Below are 25,635 nucleotides of genomic sequence, written 5' to 3' on the forward strand. Positions count from 1 at the left end.
CTATTTTTATGCAACATTCAACATGAATTTTTAAATCAGAACCTCAGCCTAACCATTCCGGCTTGGTCGTCACCACTTCAGCCTGAAGCTGATTAAGTAGATTATACAATCCGAAATAGGTTCTGTTCACATACAACCCATGTCTAGATCCACGAGCTTGGTTAGACTTTTTAAACATCTTATCGTTAGAAATCCGATCGCCCAGTTCGAAAATTTTCTGAAAGAAACTATCATCTGAGAAGTCAAAAGTATCTGAGTGAAAAGGCTTTCCTAAAAGCGAAATCATTTCTTTAAACACAGATTTAAAGTACACTTGCTCCTCCGGAGAGTCTTTATCTGTGATAAATTCCAGATCAAAGAATACCTTATCCAATTCTTCAGCATTGAGTTGGAGCTCCTTTTTGATTAACGCAAAGTAACCCTGATAAAAGTCGTCTGGAATCACTTTTACACAACCAAAATCAATGATACCCAGCTGATCGTTTTCCTGTATGATAAAATTCCCAGGATGCGGATCGGCGTGTACTTGCTGAAGATTATGCACCTGATGATGATAAAAATCCCAAAGTGCCTGTCCGATCTGATTTCTGGATAGCTGACTTGGATTTGTTTCCAGCCATTCTCTCATGTGCTTTCCTTCGATCCAATCCATCGTGATGATCCGTTCTGCACTCAGCTCATCGTAATAAGTCGGGAATTTCAGATTTGCAATGTGCGAGCACTCACCCGAAATCTCTCGGGAACGCTTGACTTCCAATACATAATCAGTTTCCTCCAGAAGCTTTTCCTCCACTTCCTCCATGTAATGATCAAGCTCCCGCTCATTCATATTCAGCAGGCGCAAAGCGAATGGACGAACCAACTTCAAATCGGAACTCACTGAATCGGCTATTCCAGGATATTGGATTTTCACTGCCAAAGTCTTCTCACCTAAGGTTGCCTGATGCACTTGCCCGATCGATGCGGCATTCACTGCAGAACGTGTAAAGGAATCGAAGATCTGGTCTGGACTCTTGCTAAAATACTTTTGGAAAGTTTTTACCACCAGCGGATAAGACAACGGAGGGGCCGAATACTGAGCCATGGTAAATTTATCCTGATAAGCTCTTGGCAAGAGATTCTTATCCATTGACATCATCTGGGCTACTTTCAACGCAGATCCTTTCAGCTGACTAAGTGAAGAGTAAATATCCGTTGCATTATTCTGGTGAAGTTCTTCCCGATCCATACTAGGGTTCACCATTTTCTTAGCATAATGCTTGACATAGTTCCCTCCTACTTTTGCTCCAGTAGAGATGAATTTTGCAGCACGCTGCACTTTTGAGACAGGGATTGCCTGCTGCTCATTTAAGTTGTCTGTCATGGCTTATTTAGACTGATACATGAATTTTGCGAAGTCAATAAAAGAGTCAAGTGCACTTTTTCCCATAAGATCAAAAGCCAGATTCACAGATTTCTCAATTGCCGCGTCGGTTTTTTCAAATCTAGGAGATCTATCATCCAACCAATATCGGAATACAAACCCAACTTGAATCCAGAGCGCTTCATCGTATCGATCTGAAATAACGGGACGAGATGCGATTTCTTCGGTTTCCTTTCCCTCGAGAATTATCTCACTGGCAAAAGCTTTAAACTTCTCCTTGAATTCAGCTGATTCCTTCGGCAACGTGACAAAAGACTTCGCCTTACTTTCGTATAAACTCAGCAAATAGGATCTGTTTTTCTTCAAGACTTCAATCCACGTAAACAGAAAACTCAAAAACTTCTCACGCGCGGAATAGGCCTCAAACACACCTTGCTTTTCTATATCAGCTAAAGTCTCATCAAAAATATCTACCAGAATCGTGGATTTTATCGCTTCAAATGAGGTGAAGTAGGTATAGAAATCCTCTTCCTTCATTTTTAAATCCTTTGCGAACTTGAAAACTGACTTGGGTAATTCACCATGCTCAAGCACATGGTTTTTAAAGCCTTCCAAAATCAGCTTTCTATAATCTTTCTTGGTTGTCTTCTTAACAGTGGTAGTTTCCATAGTATTGCTTTTATACAATGTGTTAACAGTCAAGAGACACAACAGGTTTAGAAAAAGCTGAAAAACATTTATGAGGCCACCACCTATATAGTGGTCTATACGGCACATACTACGGTAAAAAATTTAATACCTATTCCGCTCTTTCAGAGCTCAATCACTCATACAATTTCATTGACCCCAGCCCTACAGGCTAGGCTTTGATATTTTGGGCTTTCAGCCCAATCTTAAATTAAATAACACTAAAAGCTATGCCCCTCTGTGTAATCCTCCGTGTACTCTGTGGCTAAAAAATAAAAAAAACCGAAGTGATTAGCTTCGGTTTGATACTCATTTCTTTACTTAGCTTTAGCCAGAAACCTTTTCAATAACTAAGTTATGGTTCGTATAAATACAGATATCAGCAGCGATATTCAAACTTTCTCTTACCATTTCTTCTGCAGTCATGTGCGGAGCAAACTGCTTCATCGCTCTTGCTGCAGACTGAGCATACATGCTTCCTGATCCAATAGTGGCTATTTCCATATCCGGCTCGATTACATCGCCATTTCCGGAAATAATCAGAATATCATCGGCGTCAGCTACGATCATCATTGCCTCCAACTTGGAAAGCATGCGATCTGTTCTCCATTCTTTTGCCAGTTCCACAGCTGAGCGCTTCATATTATTCCCAAAAGCTCCAAGCTTTTCTTCAAATTTTTCCAAAAGTGTAAAAGCATCTGCTGTAGAACCTGCAAACCCGGTAACAATCTTGCCGCCTTGCAAAACTCTCAATTTCTTTACACTGCTTTTCGCTACAGTATTCCCTAAAGTTGCCTGACCATCCGCTCCTATCACTACTTCTCCATTATGTCTGATCGCAACTACGGTTGTTGATTTAATTTTTGTCATGTCTGTGGTTATTGTGTGCTCGTTACTTACCAATAAACGTACAAAAAGCAAAAAGTCCTGAAATCAGGACTTTTTGGCAGTTAATTTATTTCCTTAAACCAGTATTCTGACTGGATCTTCGAGTAAGCTTTTCAACGTAATCAGGAATGCAGCTCCAATAGATCCGTCTACCACTCGGTGGTCACAGGACAAAGTTACTTTCATCACATTACCCACTTGCATTTGGCCATCTTTCACTACTACCGTTTCTTTGATGCCACCAACTGCAAGTATACATGCATCTGGTGGGTTAATAATTGCAGTGAATTCATCCACCCCGAACATTCCTAAGTTGGAAATAGTGAAGGTATTTCCTTCCCAATCCTTAGGCTGAAGTTCTTTAGTTTTTGCTCTACCTCCTAGGCTTTTCGCCTGAGTAGAAATCTGAGAAAGTGAAAGGCTATCTGCAAATCTGATCACCGGAACCAACAATCCCTCATCGACTGCTACCGCCATTCCGATATGGATATGGTCGTTATATCTAATCTTGTCGCCCAACCAGCTAGAGTTCACTTTAGGATGCTGACGCAAAGCAGCCGCAGTTGCTTTGATTACCATATCGTTAAAGGAAATCTTCACCGGAGCGATTTCGTTCATGCTTTTTCTAGCTTCGATCGCTTTGTCCATGTTGATTTCCATGGTCACGTAGAAGTGTGGCGCACCAAACTTGCTTTCTGCAAGTCTCTTCGCAATCACTTTTCTCATCTGAGAAACTTTCTCTTCTTTGAAGCTTTCTACGCCTAGACCCGGAGCAGCAGCTCCAACTGCTTGCCCACCTTGAGGTGCTGCGGCAGGAACGAAGTTTTCTACATCTCTTTTGATCACTCTTCCTCCATCACCAGAACCACTTACAGTTCTAATATCTATGCCTTTCTCCTCAGCCATTTTCTTAGCCAGAGGGGAAATTTTTAATCGATCACCATCTGCCGTAGTAGCTGGCGCACTGCTTGCAGCTGGTGCAGCAGATTTAGGTGCTTCTTCTTTTTTAGGCTCAGGAGCCGATTCAGTTTTAGTTTCAACTGGTGCTTCAGAAGACTCGGATTTTTGAGCTTTCAATAGTGTTTCGAAATCAGCACCTTTTTCACCGATCACAGCGATCACACCATCAACTGGCACTGAGTCTCCAGCTTCCACTCCTATATAAAGCAAGGTTCCGTCGTCGTATGACTCCAGTTCCATAGTCGCCTTGTCAGTTTCTACTTCTGCGATGATTTCACCGGACTTCACATCATCCCCAACTTTCTTCAACCAAGTTGCAATCGTTCCCTCTTGCATGGTATCAGACATCTTAGGCATTGTGATTACAATCGCATTGATGTTTGAAGTATCAATTTTCTCAGCCAGAGCTTCAGACTTTGCAGGTTCAGCTTTTTTCTCTTCAGCTTTAGGGGCTTCTTCAGTTTTCTTTTCCGCAGGTGCATCTCCACCATCAAGTAGGTGCTGATAATCCTCACCTTTCTCACCGATCACGGCAATTACGCCGTTCACTGGTACTGCATCTTTTTCGTTTACTCCAATATATAAAAGCACACCCTCGTCGTAGGATTCAAGCTCCATCGTTGCTTTGTCAGTCTCCACTTCTGCCAGAATATCACCTGGCTTTACTGAATCTCCAACTTTTTTCAACCATGCAGCGATCACACCTTCTTCCATGGTGTCGCTCATTTTAGGCATTCTTATTATTTCGGCCATAGGTAATTCCGCGCTAATTCGTTTTTAAAGTGTCCAAAAATAGTTTTTATAATGGCTTTAATCAAATTTAAAACTAGTAATTTCCCCAAGCATTTCAGCTATCAAACCTTAGCCCCCTGATATGCCATTACTAGAACAAAGCACCTACAACAGACCTAAGTGGCTGTTTAACGGACACTTAGAAACAATATACCCTTCACTTTTTCGGAAAGCAACCGCTCCTCCACCCATAAAGGAGAGAATCGATACTTCAGACGGTGACTTTCTGGATCTGGATTGGTACCGACAAAACAAGTCGAAATTAGTCATCATCAGTCATGGTTTGGAAGGCAATAGCACCCGAGCTTACATGATTGGAATGGTCAATACCTTTCTGGGAAAAGGCTACGATGTACTTACCTGGAATTTCCGTAGCTGTAGTGAAGAGATGAATAAGCAGGTGATTTTCTATCACTCGGGCGCTACTTACGATTTGGATTTGGTGGTCCAGCATGCAATTAAAAATTATGAAGAAATTAACTTGATTGGGTTTAGTCTTGGAGGAAACCTGACATTAAAGTATTTAGGAGAAAAAGGTAACACCATCCCGAAACTCCATAAAGGTGTAGCGATCTCTGTCCCTCTTCATCTGGGAAGCTCCTCGCGAAAAATATCCGAAATGGAAAACACCTTGTATTCCAAGCGCTTTTTGCGAAGCCTAAAAAAGAAAGTAATAGATAAATCACTAGCTCATCCAGGTCAAATTCCAGTAGAAACGCTAAGGAATATTAAAACTTTGGCAGATTTTGATGATTTTTTCACCGGCCCTCTTCATGGCTTTGCCGATGCTGAAGAATACTATGAAGTAAATTCTTCTCTCTATTTTCTAGATCAGATCCAAGTCCCCACACTAGTCCTAAATGCGCTAAATGACCCTTTTCTAAGTGAAAAATGCTTTCCAACAAGCCTTGCCAAATCACTTGACCAGGTGTATTTTGAATTCCCAAAACACGGAGGTCATGTGGGGTTTTCTCCTGAAAACTCATCAAAACCTTATTATTCGGAGCAAAGAGCAGTTGAATTTATAAGCGCTGTTATCTAACTTCCTGCCAATTACAGCGATATAACATTATGTGTGGACGATATTCCCTTAGCAAAAGTAAAGAAGAACTTGAAGAGCGATTTCAGGCAGAAATGATGTCAGATCTGAAACCCCGATATAACATCGCTCCCACACAACTTGTACCCGTAATCACCTCTCAGAGCCCTAAAGGATTTTCCTTTTTCTATTGGGGAATCACTCCTGATTTTGGCAAAAACAGACCTGTATCCCAAAAACTGATTAATGCCAAAGCAGAAACTGTGAATGAGAAAATTTCTTTCAAAACTGCTTTTAGACAACGTAGATGTATTATTCCAGCAGATGGATTTTACGAATGGAAACGACTTGGGAAGAAAACTTCTGTCCCCTACCGATTCACATTACGTGAAGGGGAGCTTTTTTCTTTTGCAGGAATCTGGGAGGAATATGAGTCTGCAAACGGAGAAACTCAGCATACTTTTTTGATCCTGACCACCACTCCTAATTCTGTTGTCTCAGACATTCAGGATAGAATGCCTGTCATCTTAGACAGAAATGCCGAAAAAAAATGGCTGGATAGCTACGCCTCAGAAGAAGATCTTTTGACTGTATTAAAACCTTATTCAGCGGATTCCATGTTGAGCTTTACAGTTTCACCCCTAGTGAATTCCGTTCAGAATGATAGTCCAGCTGTGATCCGCAAGACCTCTCCTATGGACCAACATGGGAATTATACACTCTTCGGTTAATTCTACCGCTAGTCCTTGTCGTTTTTGCTAGAGTAAATTGATCTCGCGATATTGTCATTCAATTTTATGAATAACCCAAATTGACATGCAAAAATCAAGGATTTTAGGAGTTGGTCATTATGTACCAGAAAGAAGTGTGACCAATTACGAGCTTTCTGAGATGATGAACACTAATCATGAGTGGATAGTCGAGCGAACCGGTATAGAATCCAGACATTGGTTCACTCCAGGAGTGGATACTGTGACGAGTATGTCTAAAATAGCCTCAGAAATGGCATTGAAAAGAGCTGGAGTGCAGGCAGCAGAAATTGATTTCATTGTTTTTGCCACTATTACTCCAGATTATTTCATTCCTGGTAATGGAGTTTTGCTTCAACGTGAGTTAGGCATGGGAACCATCGGAGCTCTGGATATCAGAAACGCCTGCTCTGGATTTATCTATGCACTTTCCATAGCAGATCAGTTTATCAAAACTGGTATGTACAAAAAGATCTTGGTAGTAGGAGCTGAAATCCAGTCTTCTGCTCTGGACAAAAGCGATGAAGGACGCTCCAGCTCCGTCATTTTCGCTGATGGTGCAGGTGCTGCTGTTCTGGGAGCTGCAGAGGGGGATCAACTTGGAATTCTAAGTACACATCTACATTCCCAAGGCGAACATGCGGAAGAGCTGTATTGCAAAGACCCTGGAAGTAGTCGTGAGGTAAGAATTTCTCCAGAGTTGATCGAGTCAGGAAGCTTTTTCCTTAAAATGAACGGAAATGCAGTTTTCAAGCATGCAGTAGTGAGATTCATGGAAGTGATCAAGGAAGCACTCGATGCAAATCAATTGGATCAATCTGCGATAGATTTACTGGTTCCTCACCAAGCCAATCTCCGTATCAGCCAGTACATACAAAAGCAGCTGGGACTACCTGACGAAAAGGTATTTAACAATATCATGGACAAAGGAAACACTACGGCAGCCACTATCCCAATTGCGCTTAGCGAAGCTTGGGAGCAAGGAAAAATCAAGGAGGGAGATTTGATTTGTCTTGCTGCATTTGGCTCGGGGTTCACATGGGCTTCTGCATTACTTCAGTGGTAAATGGGTAATGAATCCAACACGTTAGATCTTAAACTTTGGCTAGATAAGGACATTATTCCTCGTCAAAATAGACTTAAAGCACTATTTCTGGAGATGCTTGCTCATGTGGGAAATTCCTTTGATCTAAAAAAACTTAGCGAAATTCATAACCCAAGTCGCGGTATAAAACTTTCTAAAGGGAATGATTTAGTAGGGTTCCCTTATCAGGTTTTGGATCTTATCAGAGACTTTGATACTGACAAAGGGTTAAATATCCGAGTTTTAAACTGGTTTGGTCACGGGCTATTTCTCTTTGTCTTGCTCGGCAAAAACCATCCTAAATCCCCTTTTGAAAAGCTTAGTGGAAATAACTGGCTTTTTGATCAATCTCCTACTCCCTGGGACTACCCCGAAATACTGCTAAATAATGGTTCAACTGAATCTCCTACGGAATTTGACCTGAAAAACTCCACCTTCTGCCAATGGCACAAAAAGATTCAATCCACAGATGATTTAAACGTAATTCGAGTCGAAATTTTGGATGAACTAAAAAAATTGATATTCTTACTTTCCTGAAAAAATGGGATAAAGCTGGAATTAACTTATTTTTAAACAGGATTGAAGATCCTTCGTAAACTAATCAGATTATCCTTTTGTAAGATTTCACCTAACCCATGAAATCTAGACGAAATAAAAACCATATGAAATACCTCCTAATCGCAATAATCCTTTTCACCACGCCAGTATTGGCCCAAGAAAGCTCTATGGTCCGGCAATATAATTCCGACTCTACGCTAATGGCTACAGGTATAGTTACTAATTCAATGCGGGAAGGATTGTGGAAATATTACAACCCTAAAACCAACACGCTTCTTACTGAAGGAACTTTCAAAAACGGAAAAAGAGAAGGACTATGGAGCAGCTTTTATAGTGATGGGAGAAGGAAAGTAGTGGCTGAATATAAAGACGGGATTCTCTTTGGCCCATCCAAATTATATGACGCAGATGGAGCATTGAAAAAAGAAATGATTTTTAAAGATTCTGTGATTGTAGGGAAATACGTGGAGTATTTCGGAAGAACAGGAGTACCAGAATACATTGATGCAACTCAAGTTTCTCTGGAAGGTCAGTATGAAAACAGCAAAAAAACTGGTCAGTGGGTCCAATACTATGATTTCGGTGAGGTAGCTACCAGAGAATTTTATGTAAATGGACTTAAAGAAGGCCCCTATTTGGAATACGATCCAGAAGGTGTGCTGATTACTGAAGGACTATACAAAGGAGGACAGCTAGATGGTGCTTTTAAAAGACTCACCTATCCAAATCTTGTAGTAGAGGAAGGAAATTATAAGAATGGAAAAAAAGTAGGCGAATGGACACGCTATTTCACTGGAACCAAATCGAAAGAATCGGAGGAATTTTACGATGAAAATGGAAATCGTATTGGAACTTGGAAGTATTACTACGAAAACCAACGACTTGCCAGAATTGAGAAATACGAGAATGGAATTGCTGTAGGAACCTGGGAAGAATACTTTCCAAATAGGGAGATCGCTAAGCGAAAAACTTACGACTTAGGCGTTCCCGTAGGTGACTATGTAGAATACCATAGTTCTGGACAAATATCAGTATCTGGACAATATCAAAATGGAATGAAAACCGGCGTTTGGAAGAGTTTCTTTCCTGATGGCGAAATTTATTCCATAGGAGAATATAGAAATGACCTAAAAACCGGGCTTTGGAAATATTTCAATAAAATCGGAATACTGGTCGCTGAAGGTGAATACAGCTTAGGTCTTGAAAATGGGCAGTGGGTTTACTATTACGATGGAGGTCAGCTGAAATCTGTAGGAAGCTACAACATTGGGTTCGAAAATGGTATTTGGGGGTTATTTTATGACAACAAGCAACTTACTCAAGAAGAGATTTGGGACAATGGCCGTCTGATGAATATCAGTGAATACAAATCCTACGATGGAAGCGAAAACTTAAATAAGGGAACTTTGAAGGATGGTGATGGAACAAGAATCACCTATTATGTGAATGGAAAAAAGGAATCTGAGGGGAATTATGTAGCAGGAAAAGCAGCGGGTACTTGGTTATTTTATCACGAAAATGGAAGAAAGGCCTCTGAAGGGCAAATGAAAGATGGTAAAAAAGAAGGTCCTTGGAGGTATTATAACCCGGCTGGAAGATTAGAAGACTTGATCAATTACAAAGAGGACGAAGTCCAAGAAGAATCCCTTACCAACCTCGTGAATCTAATTAATCAATAGGCTGCAAGTTATTTTCCAATCTAACTCAAAAAAAGCATTTCAAACCGCTCCCGGTAATTATTGAACACAATATTTTGAATTTCAACTATTTACAATTAAATTCCATCACTCTTTAAGCTAGTCCAGTAGGATTTTTTTAACTAAAAAGTTTATTTAAGGGTGATTGAGCTACGGACGACAAATTTTACGCTTTTTAGCTCGGGATAAAACCCGAGCTTTTTTTATTTCCTGGAATAATCGTCTTCTACTCTTATTATATCTTCCTCATTGGATGGATTTTGAGGATCCACATGCATCCAGATCTCAGCTACTATTCCCCAGTTGCCTAGACCTACCAGTCGATGACGCTCACCTTGCTTGAGGGAAATGGTCTCTCCCAGCTGCATTTTCTCCAACTCACCAAGTTCATCTGTCTCACTTCTCACAATACCAGATTCTCCATCGATAAGCTTCCAAATCTCCGCTCTTCGGAAATGGTACTGCCAGGAAAGGCGTGCTCCTGGCGCTACAAGCAAGAATTTCGGGCTCAGTTTCTGTTCTAATTGCTCCTCAGAGAGTTCAACTTCTTCGAAAAACATAGCTCTGAATTCTCTTATCTGAGCTTCATCTAATACAAAAAAACCTCCCCAGGGCCTAGTTTGGTCGATTTTTGAAATCCGAAATCCTTTTTCTTTCAAAAAATCCTCAACCTTCTGAAACACTTCGGCTTTGCTGTGACTAGCATTAATATTCATCATAATTACTCCATCTTTATTTTTCAAAAATAAAGATTTCCCTTGAAAAATGAATTCAATCTCAAATTTCTAGATTTGGAATCTTTTACGGAAAACTGATCCAAGTATTTAAGAATTATAAGAAATGGCTGAATAAGTACAGCCGTTATCTTATTTTTTTAATAAAGTATTTTTTTGAGTATTAAAAATTACCGTAATTCAGGAATAACTTAGACCTATGCATTTAATAAACCCTCAGGCAGTAATCGATAAAATGGATGGTGTGGTAGAAATCAAAAGCTACCTCAACAAAATCAAAATCATTAAGAACCTGTATACCAAAGGTGCAAACACAGCAAGCGAAATTTGCTCAGAGGTTGGCATCTCTTTACCCACCGTCAATTCCTTGCTCAGCGATCTAATTTCCAGTGGTGAAGTAATCAAACAAGGCCGAGCTGAGTCACAAGGTGGAAGAAAACCAGATTTGTACAGATTAGCATTAGATGCATTCTATGTACTGTCTGTCGATTTGTCGAAGTACAATATGAACCTAGCGCTCTATTCCTGCAATCATAAAATTGTAGCAAAGAAAGAAAGTCATAGAATCAGCCTAGACAATGAAAAAGATACATTTGAAAACATTTGCCAAATAATAGATGCATATCTAGTGAGCACGGGTATTCCTGCTGATAAGGTGATTGCTATTGGGTTTAGCATGCCGGGATTGACTGATTCAGTGGGTGGCGTCAATTACACTTACCTACGATTTGGTGACAAGACACTTCTTGAGAATCTGGAAACTAGATTTTCAAAAAAAATATTCCTTGAAAATGATGCCCGTGCAATGACGCTGGCAGAATTCAAATTTGCTACAGATCATAATTACAAAAATGTACTAGGTCTGTTTATAGGCTGGGGAATTGGACTTGGAATTATCATAGATGGCAAACTGTATCAGGGAGCATCAGGTTTTGCGGGAGAATTCTCCCACTCTCCAATCTTTGAGTCAAGAGACGTGACTTGTATTTGCGGCAAAAAAGGTTGTCTGGAAGCTGTAGCATCCGGAACAGCCATCGTCAAAATGGCTGAAACAGCAATCAATCTAGACAAGGACAGCATATTGGCTAGAATGGCTAGAAACCAAGAAGGTGGTATAATGCCAAACCTGGTGGTTGACGCAGCATTGGCTGGCGATCAGCGAGCCATTACGATTTTATCTGAAGCTGGATTAGATCTTGGAAGAGGAATTTCCATGCTGATCCAAGTGCTCAATCCAGAGCTCATCATCATTGGTGGCTCCGTGGCAGAAGCAAATCAATACTTAATCACTCCAATTCAACAGGCTTTGAATATCTACAGCATGGCTAAATCACGCGAAAAGTCCCAAATCGCACTTTACAAATTAGGTGAAGACGTAGGACTCTTAGGTGGAGTAGCAGTGGTAAATGAAAAGCTTTTTGAAGATTTAATTAGCAAGCTGGGGTAATATTCAGTTTAAATAATCTCATGCGTTTCCTTAAATCATCCAAAACAGTCTTACTACTGGCTTTAGGAACACTACTCTTTCATCAGTCAGGAAACCTGCTATTTGCGCAGAACTTTGAGAAAATTTCAACTAAAAAATCTGGAATTTCCTTTAAAAATCAGCTGAAGGAGGACGAGAAAAACAATATCCTACGCTATGAATATTTCTACAATGGCGGCGGCGTGGCTGTTGGAGATCTGGACAACGACGGTTTTGAAGATATTTTCTTCACTGGAAATATGACTTCCAACAAGGTCTATAAGAATCTAGGAAACTGGAAATTTGAAGATAAAACCAAAGCTGCGGGAGTAGCCGGAAAAGATATCTGGACTACCGGCGTGAGTATGGCAGATGTAAATGGCGATGGACTTTTAGACATCTACGTTTGCTATTCTGGTAAAGGAAAACCTGAATTGAGAGGAAACGAGCTCTGGATAAACCAAGGGAATTTCACATTCAAGGATGAGGCAAAGGAATATGGCCTGGCAGATCCCTCAAATAGTACTCAAGGCTTATTTTTTGATTTTGACAGAGATGGAGACCTGGACTTGTTTCTACTCAATCACCACATTGAAGCGATCAATGAACTGGAATTTAGCGACGTCAAAGAGATTCGGCATCCCTATGCAGGAGATAAACTTTTCCGAAATGATAATGGCAAATTCATAGATATAAGTGCGCAAGCTGGCATCAAAGGTTCTGCGCTAGGATTTGGGCTGGGAATCGTCTCAGCAGATATCAATCAAGACGGTTGGCCTGACATTTTGGTAACGAATGACTACATAGAACCAGATTACCTGTACATCAACAACGGAGACGGCACATTCACCGATCGAATGACTGAGTACTTTCAGCATATTTCCCACTTTTCTATGGGGGCGGATATTTCGGATATTAATAACGATGGCAGGCCAGACATCTATACCTTAGATATGCTGCCTGAGGATAATGAACGACAGAAATTGCTTTACGGCCCCGAAAACTACGAGCAATATGCCTTGATGATCAAGGAAGGTTTCTATCATCAAAGTATGAGAAACATGCTTCAGATTAGTCACGGCGATGGACTATTTGCAGAAGTAGGTCAACTTGCTAGTATTTCCAATAGTGACTGGAGCTGGTCAGCCTTGTTTTTTGATGCAACAAATAATGGCAAAAAAGACCTTTTCATTACTAACGGCTACTATAGGGACTATACGAATAGAGATTTTCTAAAATACAAAGGAGATTACTATTTCAAACAGGCGATTGCCAATGAGAAAGCGGATACGCTACACTTGGTCACCACGATGACCTCCACTCCTATTCATAATTACATTTACGAAAATACCGGAGAATTAAATTTCGTAGATAGATCATTTGATTGGGGATTTGATGAAAAAGGATTTTCCAGCGGATCAGCATATGGAGATTTGGATAATGATGGAGACCTTGATTTGGTGGTAAACAACCTGAATGATCCAGCCTCGATCTATGAAAATGTCAGTCCTAAAAAGAATTGGCTACAAATTTCACTGAATGAGAACTCGACTAACACCTTTGCAATTGGGGCAAAAGTTGAGGTATTTACAGGTGATAAAAATCAGACGTTGGAGGTCCAACCTGTTAGAGGTTTCCAATCATCGGTTAGCCCGAGGCTTCAATTTGGGTTGGGAGATGAAAAATCAGTAACCTCAATTCGAGTGGTATGGCCCAATGGATCTGAGCAATTCCTGGAAAACATTCCTGCAAATCAGCACATTACTATTCAAAAAGAAAGTTCTGAAGCACTTGCAGCTACAGCTTCCAGACCCAATCCAATATTGAGTAAAAGCGATTTTTCACCGCAATACAACCCCGTACCTAATCAATACAACGACTTTAAGCGTCAGCCTTTGATGCTCACCATGCCTAGCTATATCAGCCCAGTATTAGCTCAAGGAGATCTCAATGGTGACGGAAATCCAGAGGTATTTATAGGAGGCACGAAAGGCCAAGCAGGTAAAATTATGTCTCTGGAAAATGAGGTTTGGGGAGACTATTCAGGCTTTAAATCCTCAATCGAGTTCACTGATGCTGTCGCAATTTTTGAAGATTTCAATGGAGATGGAAAGGAGGATTTATTTATTGGAAGCGGGGGCTATCACGATTATTTAGGTTCTGATGAATCAATTGTAGACCGATTGTATTTAAATGATGGAACTGGAAAACTGACTATCCAAAACTCATTTCCAGCGTACAAATTCAGCACAGGAACTGCTCAAGCGATTGATGCTAATGGAGATGGGAAATTGGATTTATTTGTAGGAGCCCGATTGATTCCAGGCAAATACCCGATCATTCCTGAAAGCAAATTACTGATCAATGACGGATCAGGAAATTTCGCAGATGAGACAAGCACTTATTTGCCAAATTCCGGGAAACTAGGATTGATCACCTCCTCAGAGTTGATTGATATGAATGATGATGGAAAGCTTGATTTGATTCTCGCAGGAGAATTTATGCCAATCACCGTCATGATTAATACGGGCAATGGCTTTAAAAACCAGAGCACCACTTATCTCAGTTCAGAGCTTTCAGGTTGGTGGAACAGGGTTTCCAAAGCTGATATTGACGGTGATGGCGACATGGATTTAATAGCTGGGAATTTTGGTCTCAACTCACAATTTGAAGCTAATGAGAGCAAAAAGCTTAGGCTCTATGCAGCTGACTTTGACCAAAACGGCTCTATTGACCCAATATTAGAGTGCTTTGTCGGGGACAAAATGTATCCTTACCCTAGTCGCGATGAATTGCTGGATCAAATGGCAAGTATGAGAAGTCGATTTACTGACTATGCCTCTTATTCGAAAGCGACCATGACTGATCTTTTTACAGTAAAAGAACTCGAAAAAGCTCAGGTACTAGAAGCAAATACATTGGAATCGGTCGTCTTGGAAAACACTGGAAATGGCTTCACAGCTAAGTCACTTCCAAGACTAGCTCAATCATTTCCTATCTTCAGTATTTTACCAATTGATCTGAATCAGGATGGAAATATGGATTTAATTCTTGGAGGAAATCAAACTTACACTCGAATTCGAATAGGTTTGATGGATGCTGGTCTCGGGTTAGTTTTACTTGGAGATGGAAAAGGTAATTTCCAACCGCTTTCACCAGCCGAATCAGGCTTAGCCATCAAAGGAGACATCAAATCCATTCTACCAATCAAAACATCTTCAGGAATCCAGTTGCTTTTTGGCATCAATCAAAAGCCTATTGAAAGTTATACAATCAGATGAGTCAGCAGCTAAAATCAATTTTCACAGCACTTTTTTTAATCACAGTTGTGATGAGTACTTCCTTTGCAAAACCACAGGAAACAAACTGGCCTAAGATCTATAAAGAGGAGTTTTTTCATATCACTGAAGTGATGGTGACGGATGTTGCCAGTCCTCCAGTAGCTGCTCGAATTTACGCCTACACGAACCTTGCGGCCTATCTAGTCATAAAAAGTCAAGGAGCTGAGTTCCAAAATAAAGATTTGCTTGAGCATTCTTATTTGTCATCTCACGATTGGGAAATACGTTCGGAGAAAGTCCAGTCACCGGAATTTGCCGCTGTTTTGGCTTTTCTAAAAGTTGGAAAAGCCATCATGCCTTCAGGTTATTTATTGGAAGAAAAACAAAGCGAGTGGATCCAGAAGGCTATAAAAGCTAAAATCATCAGCAAAAAGACGCTTCAAGCACACATTGATTTGGCTACAGAAGTTGCTGTAAAAGTAATGGATGTCGCAAAAAAAGACGGCTATCTGCAGCTTTCGACCTTGACTCGCTATACTCCTCAGAAAGGGGAAGGCTTCTGGTACCCAACACCACCAGCTTATATCGCTGCTGTAGAGCCGGAATGGAAAACCATTAAGCCATTTTATATCCAAAACCTAGAAGATTATAAACCGGCTCCCATGGCTCCTTTTGACATGAAAGAAGGAAGTTCTTTTCACACGCAACTAATGGAAGTGTATAACACTACCAACGAGCTGAATGAGGAGAGGAAATTGATTGCCAATTTCTGGGATTGTAATCCTTTCAAAGTGGAGTTTTCTGGACATATGGCGATCGGTGTGAAGAAGATTTCACCAGGTGGACATTGGATTGGGATCACTGGAATTGCTGCTCAAAAAGCAAATCTATCCTTTACTGAAACTGCTTATGTTCATGCGTTGGTTGGTTTAACTCTTCATGACGCATTTATTTCTTGTTGGAAAGCAAAATACGATACCGATAGAATCCGCCCAGAAACAGTAATTAATCAAAAGTTTGATCAGCGCTGGAGACCACTACTGCAGACTCCTCCTTTTCCAGAATACACTTCCGGACATTCTGTGATTAGCAGGGCTTCGGCCGTTGTTCTGACAGGCTATTTCGGAGATAATTTTGACTTTATCGATAGCTCAGAAACTTACTTTGGGCTACCAGAAAGACCTTTCCCCTCTTTTCTATATGCTTCAGAGGAAGCAGCCATTTCTAGACTTTATGGAGGAATTCACTTTAGAGATGCTATTGAAGAAGGTATAAAACAAGGTGAAAAGATCGGCACAATGATCTGGTCAAATCTCAACCAGTAACCCCTATCAAAATGATTTCTAAAAACTCTAGTTTACTATATTCTTTCGTTCTGATTTTAGTGGGTTATACTTCCTGCCAAAACAAAACCAATAAAGAAGAAAGCCCTGATACAGCTTCGAAGCCTAACATTGTTTTGATTTTTGCAGATGACATGGGATATGGTGATTTGGGAGTATATGGAGCTACCGAATGGAATACACCTAATCTGGATCAACTGGCTGCAGATGGCGTTAGATTCACTCAATTCTATGTCCCCCATGCAGTTTGTTCTGCTTCTAGAGCGGCCCTCTTAACAGGAACTTATGCCAATCGCTTAGAAATTTTCGGCGCTTTGGATCATACTGCAACACATGGATTAAATCCAGAGGAGACTACTATTGCAGAAATGCTGAAAGCTAATGGCTATTCAACAGGAATGGTTGGGAAATGGCATTTAGGAGATCAACCAGCATTTTTGCCAACCGAGCAGGGTTTTGATTCTTGGTATGGCCTTCCCTATTCCAATGACATGTGGCCTCATCATCCAGAAGCGAAGAATTACTATCCTCCCTTGCCTTTGTACAGAAATACGGCTGTAATTGATACGCTGGATGATCAAAGCATGCTAACAACCAATTATACCGAGGAGGCTCTCAAGTTTATAGAAACTAGTAAAGACACTCCTTTCTTCTTGTATTTTGCGCATAGCATGACGCATGTACCATTGTTTGTTTCAGATAAGTTTAAAGGCAAATCCGAACAAGGTCTATATGGAGATGTAATGATGGAAGTGGACTGGTCTGTTGGACAGGTTCGATCAAAATTGGAAGAATTGGGATTGGCAGAGAATACGATTATTATTTTCACTTCTGATAATGGCCCATGGCTTTCTTACGGAGGTCATGCTGGTTTGACAGCAGGATTGAAAGAAGGGAAAGGCACTTCTTGGGATGGAGGAATCAGAGAACCAGGGATATTTGTTTGGCCAAATCATTTTCCAGCTGGAAAGGTGGAAAACCAAGCTGCTATGACGATCGATATACTTCCAACTTTAGCAGAAATAACAGCCTCCAAATTACCTGATTTACCAATTGACGGCAGAAGTATTTTGCCTATGCTAGAGGGAAAAGAAATGGAGCAAAAGGCCTACTATGCCTATTATAATAGGAATGAATTGCAGGCGGTGATTTATGGCAAATGGAAAATGGTCATGCCACATACCTACAGAACTATTCCAGAAGGAACAGTCATGAGAAACGATGGAATTCCTGTCAAATATGAAATGACCACCCTTGAAAAAGCTGAATTATTCGATCTATCTTCTGATCCGAATGAAACAACTGATGTAGCTGAAAGTAACCCTGAAATAGTCTCCAAAATAAATCAATTTGCGGATCAAGCTAGAGCAGATATGGGAGATGCGTTAACTGAATCAGAAGGAACGGGATTGAGAAAGCATGGGAGAATCGAGGAGTAAATTCAGTTTTACATAAAATCTCCATTCCAATTCACTTCCTTCGAAAAAGGAGCTAAAATCTCGTCTATTAAAACCGAAACTTGCTCTCTATTAAGACGGGTTTCAGTTTTGAAATCGCCAGACAATTCCCTTCTTTTCCAAGCTTGAGCGATTTCAAATAAGGTAGTATTTGGTTTGACAATTTCCACCAATTGCTGGAATCTTGCTCCAGTTAGATAATCTCCTGAAGCTCCCCAATAGTCTTTCAATTCTGGATAAAGTGGTCTCAAACCATCTACTAATTCAAATTCTGTTACCAATCGATCTGGATAAAACCAAGTTTGATTTGCCCAGAGAAAAGGAACTCCCTCACCTTTAAAAATCCCGGTCGCTCCAATTTTTTGCATGGCTTTGAAATGGTCATCACTTGGATTCATATCGAGAAAAGGCATGATATAGGCATTTTGAGATAATAAAAGGGATTGAACTTCACGAATCGAAATGTCCTGCAATTCTTTCTTTTGCTTCACAGCAACAGCTGCCAGAACCCCCGCGGAATGACCAATTCCCAAAACAACTGGTTGAAGACGACTAGCTCCATTGACAATATTCGAAACAGAAATACTTTTCTCAGCAAGTATGAGTGCTGGATGATCCTTTGGAATCAAAGCTCCTAAAGGGACATTGTAAGAAGGAACCCGAATCTTAATGAAATCAATCGCTGGAGCGTCCAAGTTCTTCTTATGGTGATGATCAATGGTATAATCTCCTACTGCTATGCCTGTTCGATAGAAAGGATTTGGAGCATCGTATGGAGTTCTCACATAAGGCAAAGTAAAGTCTACCAATCCAACATATCTTCTTGATTCTCGATGATAGGGAATCATAGGAAGATTATCTTCAGTAGGATATTCATCCTCTGAAATTCCCAGATGCTTATAGCCCAACTCATGCTGGATGTAATAGGTGAATCTCAACGTAGCTTGTTTTGCATCTTCCAGAGCAAGTGCTCGTTCCTCAGGATTCATTTCTACAATATTCAAATAGTAATCATTACCGCAATTCGGCCAATTGATCATGTATTTATCATTTGGGAGTTTCCCATAACTGATCATCTTATCACAGTCCAAAGTTGGGTCTTTGTCAGAAATAGGATCAGAATGAGCACAGGCACATGCAAATTCTGAGGGATGATAATTCGCAGGTTGTTGGATGGTTTTATCAACTCCTTTTCCATAATCCTGAAGGGTCACCACATACGTCAGATCCTGAATAATGTCATTTGATTCTTCGGGTGCAAAAATCTCCCCTATCTCATCTCTGGCATCCATCCCCAGACGATAGGGCAAACCCTGAAAGGCAGCTACATCTCCCAGTTCCGTTGCATCAATTAATACTGGAGCATTTACTGTAAAGGACTTTCCATCTTTCGTGTATGTGACAGTCCAAAGCTTTTGAGAATAGCTTGCCGTTTTCCACTCGCTCTCGAATGATAAAATCAAATTATCCACTTTAGCAGCCATTTTCTGCAGAATCTCATTTCCTACTTTGGGTTCAAAAAGCGTATTACTTACCCAGCCAGTAGCAAGCTTTTTTGGACCACCATAATAGTCCTCCAATTGAGCCTTAAATTCTCCCCAAATTCCAGAAGGCAAACGATGATTCCCATCAATTGCAGAAACTCCCGCAGAAGTCAACATTCCCCCAAGCCAATGTGTTGGTTCAATAATTAATGTTTTTACTCCTAATCTGCCAGCAGAAATTCCAGCGGCCGTTCCACTTGCTCCTCCACCAACTATTATCAAATCATAGTTCGTCTGGGAAAAAGCCTCCGGAGAAATCCAAAAGCATCGGAAGATCAATAAAAATGAGAGTTTGTTGAAGTTCATTATTGACTAGTTTGATAGAAAAGGCAAGCAAGCTCCGAGTAGTGCAGATCGCTCACCCAGTTCAGATATTTTAAAAGGAATTGGGTATCCCATAGTCTCCAAATAAGATAAAGTAGTAGGGAGATAATGATTGGAAGCCAAACTGATCTTACCTCCCAGCACCACTCCTTCGGCATGCAAACGAATCAGGTACGGAAATAAAAACTCGCCTAAAGCTCTTCCAAAAGTTTCAAAAATCTCGTTGGCAATCGATGAATCATGCCCTGGGGCTAAAAGGTCTTTCACTCCGGAAATAGTAAGTCCATACCGCTGCAAAGCATACTGACGAAACCAAGCCGTGCCGAGGTAATCCTCAGCAATTCCGTCACGGAAAGGCGCGGTCCAGAGCTTTGCATCTTTGACCACATCATGCACTTTGATGGCTGATCCGAGACCAGTTCCCAAGGTAATACCAAGTGAGTTTTGAAAATCTTTTCCAGCTCCGGCGTAACTTTCCCCAGCTAAAAAAGCTTCTGCATCGTTTGTGAAGACAATATCTGAGGATGGAATACTCAAGCTTTCCGCAAGTAAATCCTTTACAGATAGCTGATAAAGCGAAGCCATTTTCCCCTGATCTTTAATCAAAGAAATACCTTTTTCATAATCATAAGGGCCAGGCATTGCAATTCCAACTCTGATATCTTTAGAATTACCCGTAGCAAGCAAGATTACTTTTGACCAAGCCGAAATTATGTTTTCCTTCTCACCAAACGTATCTATATCTCCTTCGGCAAATTGTAAAAAATCAACCTTCCTTTCTCTTGATCTCACTTTGGCAGCAGAAATATGTGAGCCTCCAATATCTACTCCTATAAATTCCATTCTTTGTATGAGCCTTTAGCTTTTTCCATAAAACTAAAGTAAAAAAAAGAAAGAGGTTTTGAACTGAATCAAAACCTCTTTCGGAATTCTAACTATAAATTTTAGGCAGAAACCTATTTATCCCACCATACTGGGTTAATCCAAGTATCACCACCCATATTGGTAATAGCATTTGCTAAACCTTCTGGGTTTGTAGTACTTTCTCCTGTTGGATAAAGTTGTCTCCTAGGAATTTGGCCTGATGAGAAGTTACCGGTGTAGTTCACAGAAGTCAATTCAGGATATCCAGATCTCTTCCAATTGTTCCATGATTCAACATAGTTTGCAAGAAGACTAGTAGTAGCCCAAATTTGCGAATTGATCATTTTTTGAGAGGCAGTAGTGCTACTGGTGTCCAGAGTATTTGCAGCTACAAAAGCTGCAGCATCTGCTGAAGAAACAGATCTACCTCCAAATTTACCGATGGTAATCATTGCGCCAGCCAAACCAGCACTATAATAAGAAGATGCAGTGCCTGAAACTGAGTAACCTCTCGTAGCTGCATCAGCCAGTAAAAACTGGATTTCAGCATATGTGAGAATGAAAACAGGAGCATTTCTGTCTCTATAGATACCTGTTGGTCTTGAATATGCTCCAATTGGTGCAACATCATCACCTGATCCAGTAGGACCTGGGTAATTAGGCGCTTTAGAGACATCAGTTGCCCCACCTTTCAAATCATACCCATTTGGCAAACCGATTTGAACAGCGGGATCACTATTTCCAGCATCACTACCATTTTTATTCGCTGCAAGTCCTGGCGCAGGAACCTCTGCTACAATAGATAAACGTGGATCGTTACTAGACTTTAAGAAGTCGATCATTCGTTTAGACCAGCGAACTTCGTATACATCATCTGTTACGTTCAAGGCATTTGCACTTGAGTTAGCATATCCATTGGCTTGGTCTGAAACCAATACCGCTTCGTCATCAACTGAAGCAAAAACACCACCAGCGATTGCTTTTGAAACATATGACTGTGCAGTAGTAGCATCAACATCAACTAACCGCATTGCCATTCTCAACATTACAGAATATCCTAGTCTCTTCCATTTGGTCAAATCACCACCATAAAGCACATCGTTTTTGATAGGATCACCTGCTGGATCTATCGAAGAAAGTGCAGACTCAAGATCAGCAAGCATTGACATATATGCATCAGACTGTGAGTCGTATTTCGGTTGAGTGATTCCCTCTTCGGCCATTAATGCCTCACTATAAGGTAGATCACCATAGATATCAGACACGAAAGAAAGCGTAAGAACTTTCCAAATCTCACCTACCGCTACTAAATTGGTAAATCCTTTTTTCTCTGCTAGAGACTGCATCTGATAAACTCTGGAGGCAGCAGAGTAGCCATCATTCCACACACTCTGGATGTAACTATTTGTACTTCCTGATGCGACATACTTATCAGCATTAGAATAGTAGTTTGCTCCACCTGTAGATGTAGAAGCCATTGCTTGAATCCACATACTTTGGAAAAGTATCGCTCCAGTATATCCTGTCATCATATTACCATAGTTATACTGAACTGTAGGTAAGATCAAATTAGGATCGAAAACACTTCCATCCGCGCGGTTTGGATCTGTATTGATATCCGCAAAATCACCATCGCAGCTGGATACGGCTAATACAATCCCCGTAAGAAATATACTTATATATTTTTTCATTTTAATTCAATTTGAAATTAAGGTTAAAACCAAAAGATCTAGTGCTAGGAAGGTTACCACCTTCAATACCAGTGTAGTTGATATTTGAACCGAAGTTAGCCTCAGGATCAATATTTTTAGCTTTACGCATCAAGAACCCAATATTTCTACCCACAAGGGATGCACTCAAGCCTTTCAAGACTGGAACATTTCCAAACCATTTTGCAGGGAATGTATAACCCAAGGTTAACTGTCTCAACTTAATGAAATCACCATCCACAACACTGGTGCTGGTTACATTTTGCGCCAAAGCTTTGTAGTAATCTTCTGCAGATGCAGTTTCGCTACCATTAGTCACACCAGATTCTCTACCTTCTAAAGTAACTTGGTTAAGCCCTCTGAAAATCGAGTAGAATTCAGTAGCAGACAAAACTTTGTTGCCATAGTTGTAATCTATCAAGAATGAGAAAGAAATTCCTTTGTAGTTAAACTCGTTATTCCATCCACCATATAGAGTTGGTAAAACAGTTCCCATGTTGATTAATTCACCACGTACCGGAAGGCCCGCAGCGTCCACCATGATGCTTCCATCAGTATTGTATGCATAATCGTACGCTCTGATCTGTGGTCCAGGCTCTCCTACTACATAAGCAGTAATCGCATTCCCAAGAGTACCTCTGTTTTGTCCTAGATTGATAGGATTATTGTTTGGATCAGTACTAAGAATCTCATTCTTAACTTTTGACAAGTTGAATGATGACTTCCACGTAAAGTTAGTGGTTTGAATTGGCATACCTGTCACCAAAACTTCTAACCCTTTGTTACTAGTAGAACCAGTCGCAACCACTGAACTATTGAATCCTGAGGTAATACTTAAATTAGCATTCATAATCTCATTGTGCGTCTCTTTCTCATAGTAAGCCACATCAAAACCTAGGCGATTATTGAAGAAATTTAAATCCACACCTAATTCTATTTCACTTGTAGTAAAAGGCTTCAGGTTCAAATTAGGAAGAGAAGTCGGAGATGATCCAGCTGGTACTCCATCGTAGGAATTAGCCGAATTGTAGTAGAAAGTGCTTTGATAGGCATCAAATGGCTCACCACTGGTAACTGCATACGATGCTCTGAATTTACCAAAATCTAAAACCGAGCTATTCATCAATTCACTGAAAACAAATGCTCCAGCTACAGACGGAGAGAAAATACTGTTGTTGTCAGTAGGCAAGGTACTATATACATCATATCTACCGGTAGTTGTTAACGTTAGTATATTATTGTAACCTAGAGCAACAGAGTAATATGCAGATTGCACTTCTCTTTCATTGTAATCATAAGATCTCGAAAAGGTAAGTACGTTAGTAGGAGAATATAAGTATGGAATCACAAACTGACTCCCACCTACACCTACAGATTCATATTTGTTATTTCTCCTATTTGCACCTGCCAATAGATCAAGGTTCAACTTACTGTTTAAATCAAAGTTAGCACCAAGAATACCATCAATGTTTGTTTCCGATCGAGTAGACTGACCTTTTCCCCCAAGACCACCTTGTAAGTTTGCTGAATAAGCAAGTCCAGAAGGGTCTACACTAAAGAAGTTATCGTTAGAAGCATCATTTCCTAAACGAATCATAGCATAAATATCCTTTGTAAAGCTGTATTTCGTTGATACGGCTGTAATAGTTCTTTTTCTACCCACATCATTAACACCTTGATTTGCAACAAAATACGGGTTAGTAACATAAATATCATCACTGAATACTGTCTCAGCACCAGTATCAGAATCAAAGCCAGGAGCAAAAATACTTTGACTGATATTAGGAGCTAGAAGCAAAAAGTTATTTGGGTTCTTAGGTCCATCACTTAGGTTAGGCACATTTGTAGATTTCTGATCGATGTAATTAACCATTGCGGTCACATTCAACTTATCAGTAATATTTTGCTCAACGTTTAGATTCAGTGTAAGTCTATCCACGCCACTATTTGGCACAATTGATTTAGCATCAAGATCAGAAATAGACATTCTGAATGATCCATCACTTCCCATTCCTTTAGCAATGGAAACAGTATTTGTGAAGTTGGTCCCTGTTCTATAGAAGTCAATATAACGATCATTAGAAGGGGAATATGGATACTGATTTCCATCAAAACCAATCACTTGGCTGCCATCCATTTTAGCACCCCAAGCCAATCGACCTGTTGACTGTGCGTCTGTAGTTGTTGTTGGTTTCTGACCGCCTGTACCTTGACCATAAACCTCTTGGAAATCTGTGAAATCCACTGGATTTTCAGCCATTACGTTCATAGTATATGTCAAAGACCAATCACCACCTTTGGATCCCTTTTTAGTAGTGATCAAAATAACACCGTTGGATGCTCTAGACCCGTAAAGAGCAGAAGCAGCCTGACCTTTCAAAACAGTCATTGTTTCGATATCATCTGGGCTAAGGTTACCGATACCATCACCACTATCTGCACCGCCCCACTGTCCAGCGGAACCTCTTTGGGTGTTATCCATTGGGATACCATTGATTACATATAAAGGAGAACCAGTACCACTGATACTTGGCAAGCCTCTCAATGTGATCTTAGACGTTCCACCAGGACCACTATTAGTGCCTTTTACTACCAAACCAGCAACGCGACCAGCTAGTGAGTTAGCAACGTTTGTTTCTCGAGCAGTAGTTAATGATTCACTACCCACTTGAGTTACAGAGTAACCCAAAGTCTCTTTATCCTTGCTAATACCCAATGCAGTTACTACCACTTCAGATAGCTCACTCGCATCTTCCTCTAGCAATATATTTAATTCTGAACGGTTGCCAACTGGAATTTCCTGGGATGTATAACCGATAAAAGAAAAAACCAAAACAGCGTTTGGCCCAACTGACAAGGAGTATTCACCATCCACATTGGTGGTAGTACCTGTCTGACTACTCTTGTCAAGGATAGTGACACCCGGCATAGGCAATCCATCTGGTGCTGCCGTCACTACTCCTTTCAAGATCCTACTCTGACCTTGTGCCAGGTGCACTGCACATAGCATAAATCCCAGAGCAAAAGCAATAGATAAAACTTTTCTCATAGCTTGAAATTAAGTGTTTATAATAGTTGAATAAAAAGGGCTTTCGCA

18 protein-coding genes are annotated in these 25,635 nt (G+C 40.5%); 9 read left to right on the top strand and 9 right to left on the bottom strand.

What is annotated here, in order from left to right; translation table 11 throughout:
* Positions 1–43: 43 nt before the first annotated feature.
* The 4 genes from AACZ87_RS20250 to AACZ87_RS20265 all read right to left on the bottom strand — a co-directional run bounded on the left by AACZ87_RS20250 (position 44) and on the right by AACZ87_RS20265 (position 4,651).
* Complete coding sequence (locus AACZ87_RS20250) at positions 44–1,363, bottom strand: AarF/UbiB family protein (RefSeq protein ID WP_339869901.1); 1,320 nt, start codon at positions 1,361–1,363, stop codon at positions 44–46.
* A 3-nt stretch (positions 1,364–1,366) separates the two neighbouring features.
* Positions 1,367–2,032 carry a TetR family transcriptional regulator C-terminal domain-containing protein gene (locus AACZ87_RS20255; protein ID WP_283412994.1) on the bottom strand — a complete coding sequence of 222 codons (666 nt, stop codon included), beginning with the start codon at positions 2,030–2,032 and terminating at the stop codon, positions 1,367–1,369.
* A 345-nt stretch (positions 2,033–2,377) separates the two neighbouring features.
* Positions 2,378–2,920 (bottom strand): ATP-dependent protease subunit HslV, encoded by a 543-nt coding sequence (gene hslV, locus AACZ87_RS20260; protein WP_283412995.1) that lies wholly within the window; start codon positions 2,918–2,920, stop codon positions 2,378–2,380.
* 93 nt (positions 2,921–3,013) lie between these two features.
* Entirely contained in the window at positions 3,014–4,651 is a 1,638-nt protein-coding gene (locus tag AACZ87_RS20265; RefSeq protein WP_339869902.1) for a pyruvate dehydrogenase complex dihydrolipoamide acetyltransferase, read from the bottom strand.
* A 121-nt stretch (positions 4,652–4,772) separates the two neighbouring features.
* Here AACZ87_RS20265 and AACZ87_RS20270 point away from each other — a divergent pair, with 121 nt between their 5' ends.
* The 5 genes from AACZ87_RS20270 (at position 4,773) to AACZ87_RS20290 (ending at position 9,799) form a co-directional block, all read left to right on the top strand.
* Positions 4,773–5,732 (top strand): alpha/beta fold hydrolase, encoded by a 960-nt coding sequence (locus AACZ87_RS20270; RefSeq protein WP_339869903.1) that lies wholly within the window; start codon positions 4,773–4,775, stop codon positions 5,730–5,732.
* 29 nt (positions 5,733–5,761) lie between these two features.
* On the top strand, positions 5,762–6,460 hold the full coding sequence (locus AACZ87_RS20275; protein WP_339869904.1) for an SOS response-associated peptidase: 699 nt from the start codon (positions 5,762–5,764) through the stop codon (positions 6,458–6,460).
* 85 nt (positions 6,461–6,545) lie between these two features.
* Positions 6,546–7,544 (top strand): beta-ketoacyl-ACP synthase III, encoded by a 999-nt coding sequence (locus tag AACZ87_RS20280; protein ID WP_339869905.1) that lies wholly within the window; start codon positions 6,546–6,548, stop codon positions 7,542–7,544.
* Complete coding sequence (locus AACZ87_RS20285) at positions 7,545–8,099, top strand: hypothetical protein (RefSeq protein ID WP_339869906.1); 555 nt, start codon at positions 7,545–7,547, stop codon at positions 8,097–8,099.
* Between the two features lie 125 nt (positions 8,100–8,224).
* Positions 8,225–9,799, top strand: a complete 1,575-nt coding sequence (locus AACZ87_RS20290) for a toxin-antitoxin system YwqK family antitoxin (protein WP_339869907.1) — start codon at positions 8,225–8,227, stop codon at positions 9,797–9,799.
* A gap of 221 nt (positions 9,800–10,020) precedes the next feature.
* On the opposite strand, the gene AACZ87_RS20295 is transcribed toward AACZ87_RS20290, so the two are convergent.
* Complete coding sequence (locus AACZ87_RS20295) at positions 10,021–10,533, bottom strand: phosphoheptose isomerase (RefSeq protein ID WP_339869953.1); 513 nt, start codon at positions 10,531–10,533, stop codon at positions 10,021–10,023.
* Between the two features lie 217 nt (positions 10,534–10,750).
* On the opposite strand from AACZ87_RS20295, the gene AACZ87_RS20300 reads away from it, so the two are divergent.
* Genes AACZ87_RS20300 through AACZ87_RS20315 form a run of 4 tightly spaced genes read left to right on the top strand, consistent with a single transcriptional unit; the run spans position 10,751 to position 18,079 of the window.
* Positions 10,751–11,998: an ROK family transcriptional regulator gene (locus tag AACZ87_RS20300; protein WP_339869908.1), complete on the top strand. Its 1,248-nt coding sequence runs from the start codon at positions 10,751–10,753 to the stop codon at positions 11,996–11,998.
* A 20-nt stretch (positions 11,999–12,018) separates the two neighbouring features.
* The gene (locus tag AACZ87_RS20305; protein ID WP_339869909.1) at positions 12,019–15,297 is read left to right on the top strand and encodes a VCBS repeat-containing protein; all 3,279 of its coding nucleotides are present in this window, start codon (positions 12,019–12,021) and stop codon (positions 15,295–15,297) included.
* A gap of 50 nt (positions 15,298–15,347) precedes the next feature.
* Entirely contained in the window at positions 15,348–16,622 is a 1,275-nt protein-coding gene (locus AACZ87_RS20310; protein ID WP_339869910.1) for a vanadium-dependent haloperoxidase, read from the top strand.
* Between the two features lie 11 nt (positions 16,623–16,633).
* Positions 16,634–18,079 (top strand): sulfatase, encoded by a 1,446-nt coding sequence (locus tag AACZ87_RS20315; RefSeq protein ID WP_339869911.1) that lies wholly within the window; start codon positions 16,634–16,636, stop codon positions 18,077–18,079.
* An 8-nt stretch (positions 18,080–18,087) separates the two neighbouring features.
* On the opposite strand, the gene AACZ87_RS20320 is transcribed toward AACZ87_RS20315, so the two are convergent.
* The 4 genes from AACZ87_RS20320 to AACZ87_RS20335 form a co-directional block, all read right to left on the bottom strand.
* On the bottom strand, positions 18,088–19,947 hold the full coding sequence (locus AACZ87_RS20320) for an FAD-dependent oxidoreductase (protein WP_339869912.1): 1,860 nt from the start codon (positions 19,945–19,947) through the stop codon (positions 18,088–18,090).
* Between the two features lie 6 nt (positions 19,948–19,953).
* Positions 19,954–20,808, bottom strand: a complete 855-nt coding sequence (locus AACZ87_RS20325) for an ROK family protein (RefSeq protein ID WP_339869913.1) — start codon at positions 20,806–20,808, stop codon at positions 19,954–19,956.
* A 113-nt stretch (positions 20,809–20,921) separates the two neighbouring features.
* A complete protein-coding gene (locus tag AACZ87_RS20330; protein WP_339869914.1) occupies positions 20,922–22,520 on the bottom strand; it encodes a SusD/RagB family nutrient-binding outer membrane lipoprotein in 1,599 nt (532 codons plus the stop codon).
* Position 22,521: 1 nt separating this feature from the next.
* Positions 22,522–25,587, bottom strand: coding sequence for a SusC/RagA family TonB-linked outer membrane protein (locus AACZ87_RS20335; protein ID WP_339869915.1), 3,066 nt, complete (start codon positions 25,585–25,587; stop codon positions 22,522–22,524).
* Between the last annotated feature and the right edge of the window lie 48 nt (positions 25,588–25,635).

The sequence above is a fragment of the uncultured Algoriphagus sp. genome, assembly GCF_963974365.1.
GTDB lineage: Bacteria > Bacteroidota > Bacteroidia > Cytophagales > Cyclobacteriaceae > Algoriphagus.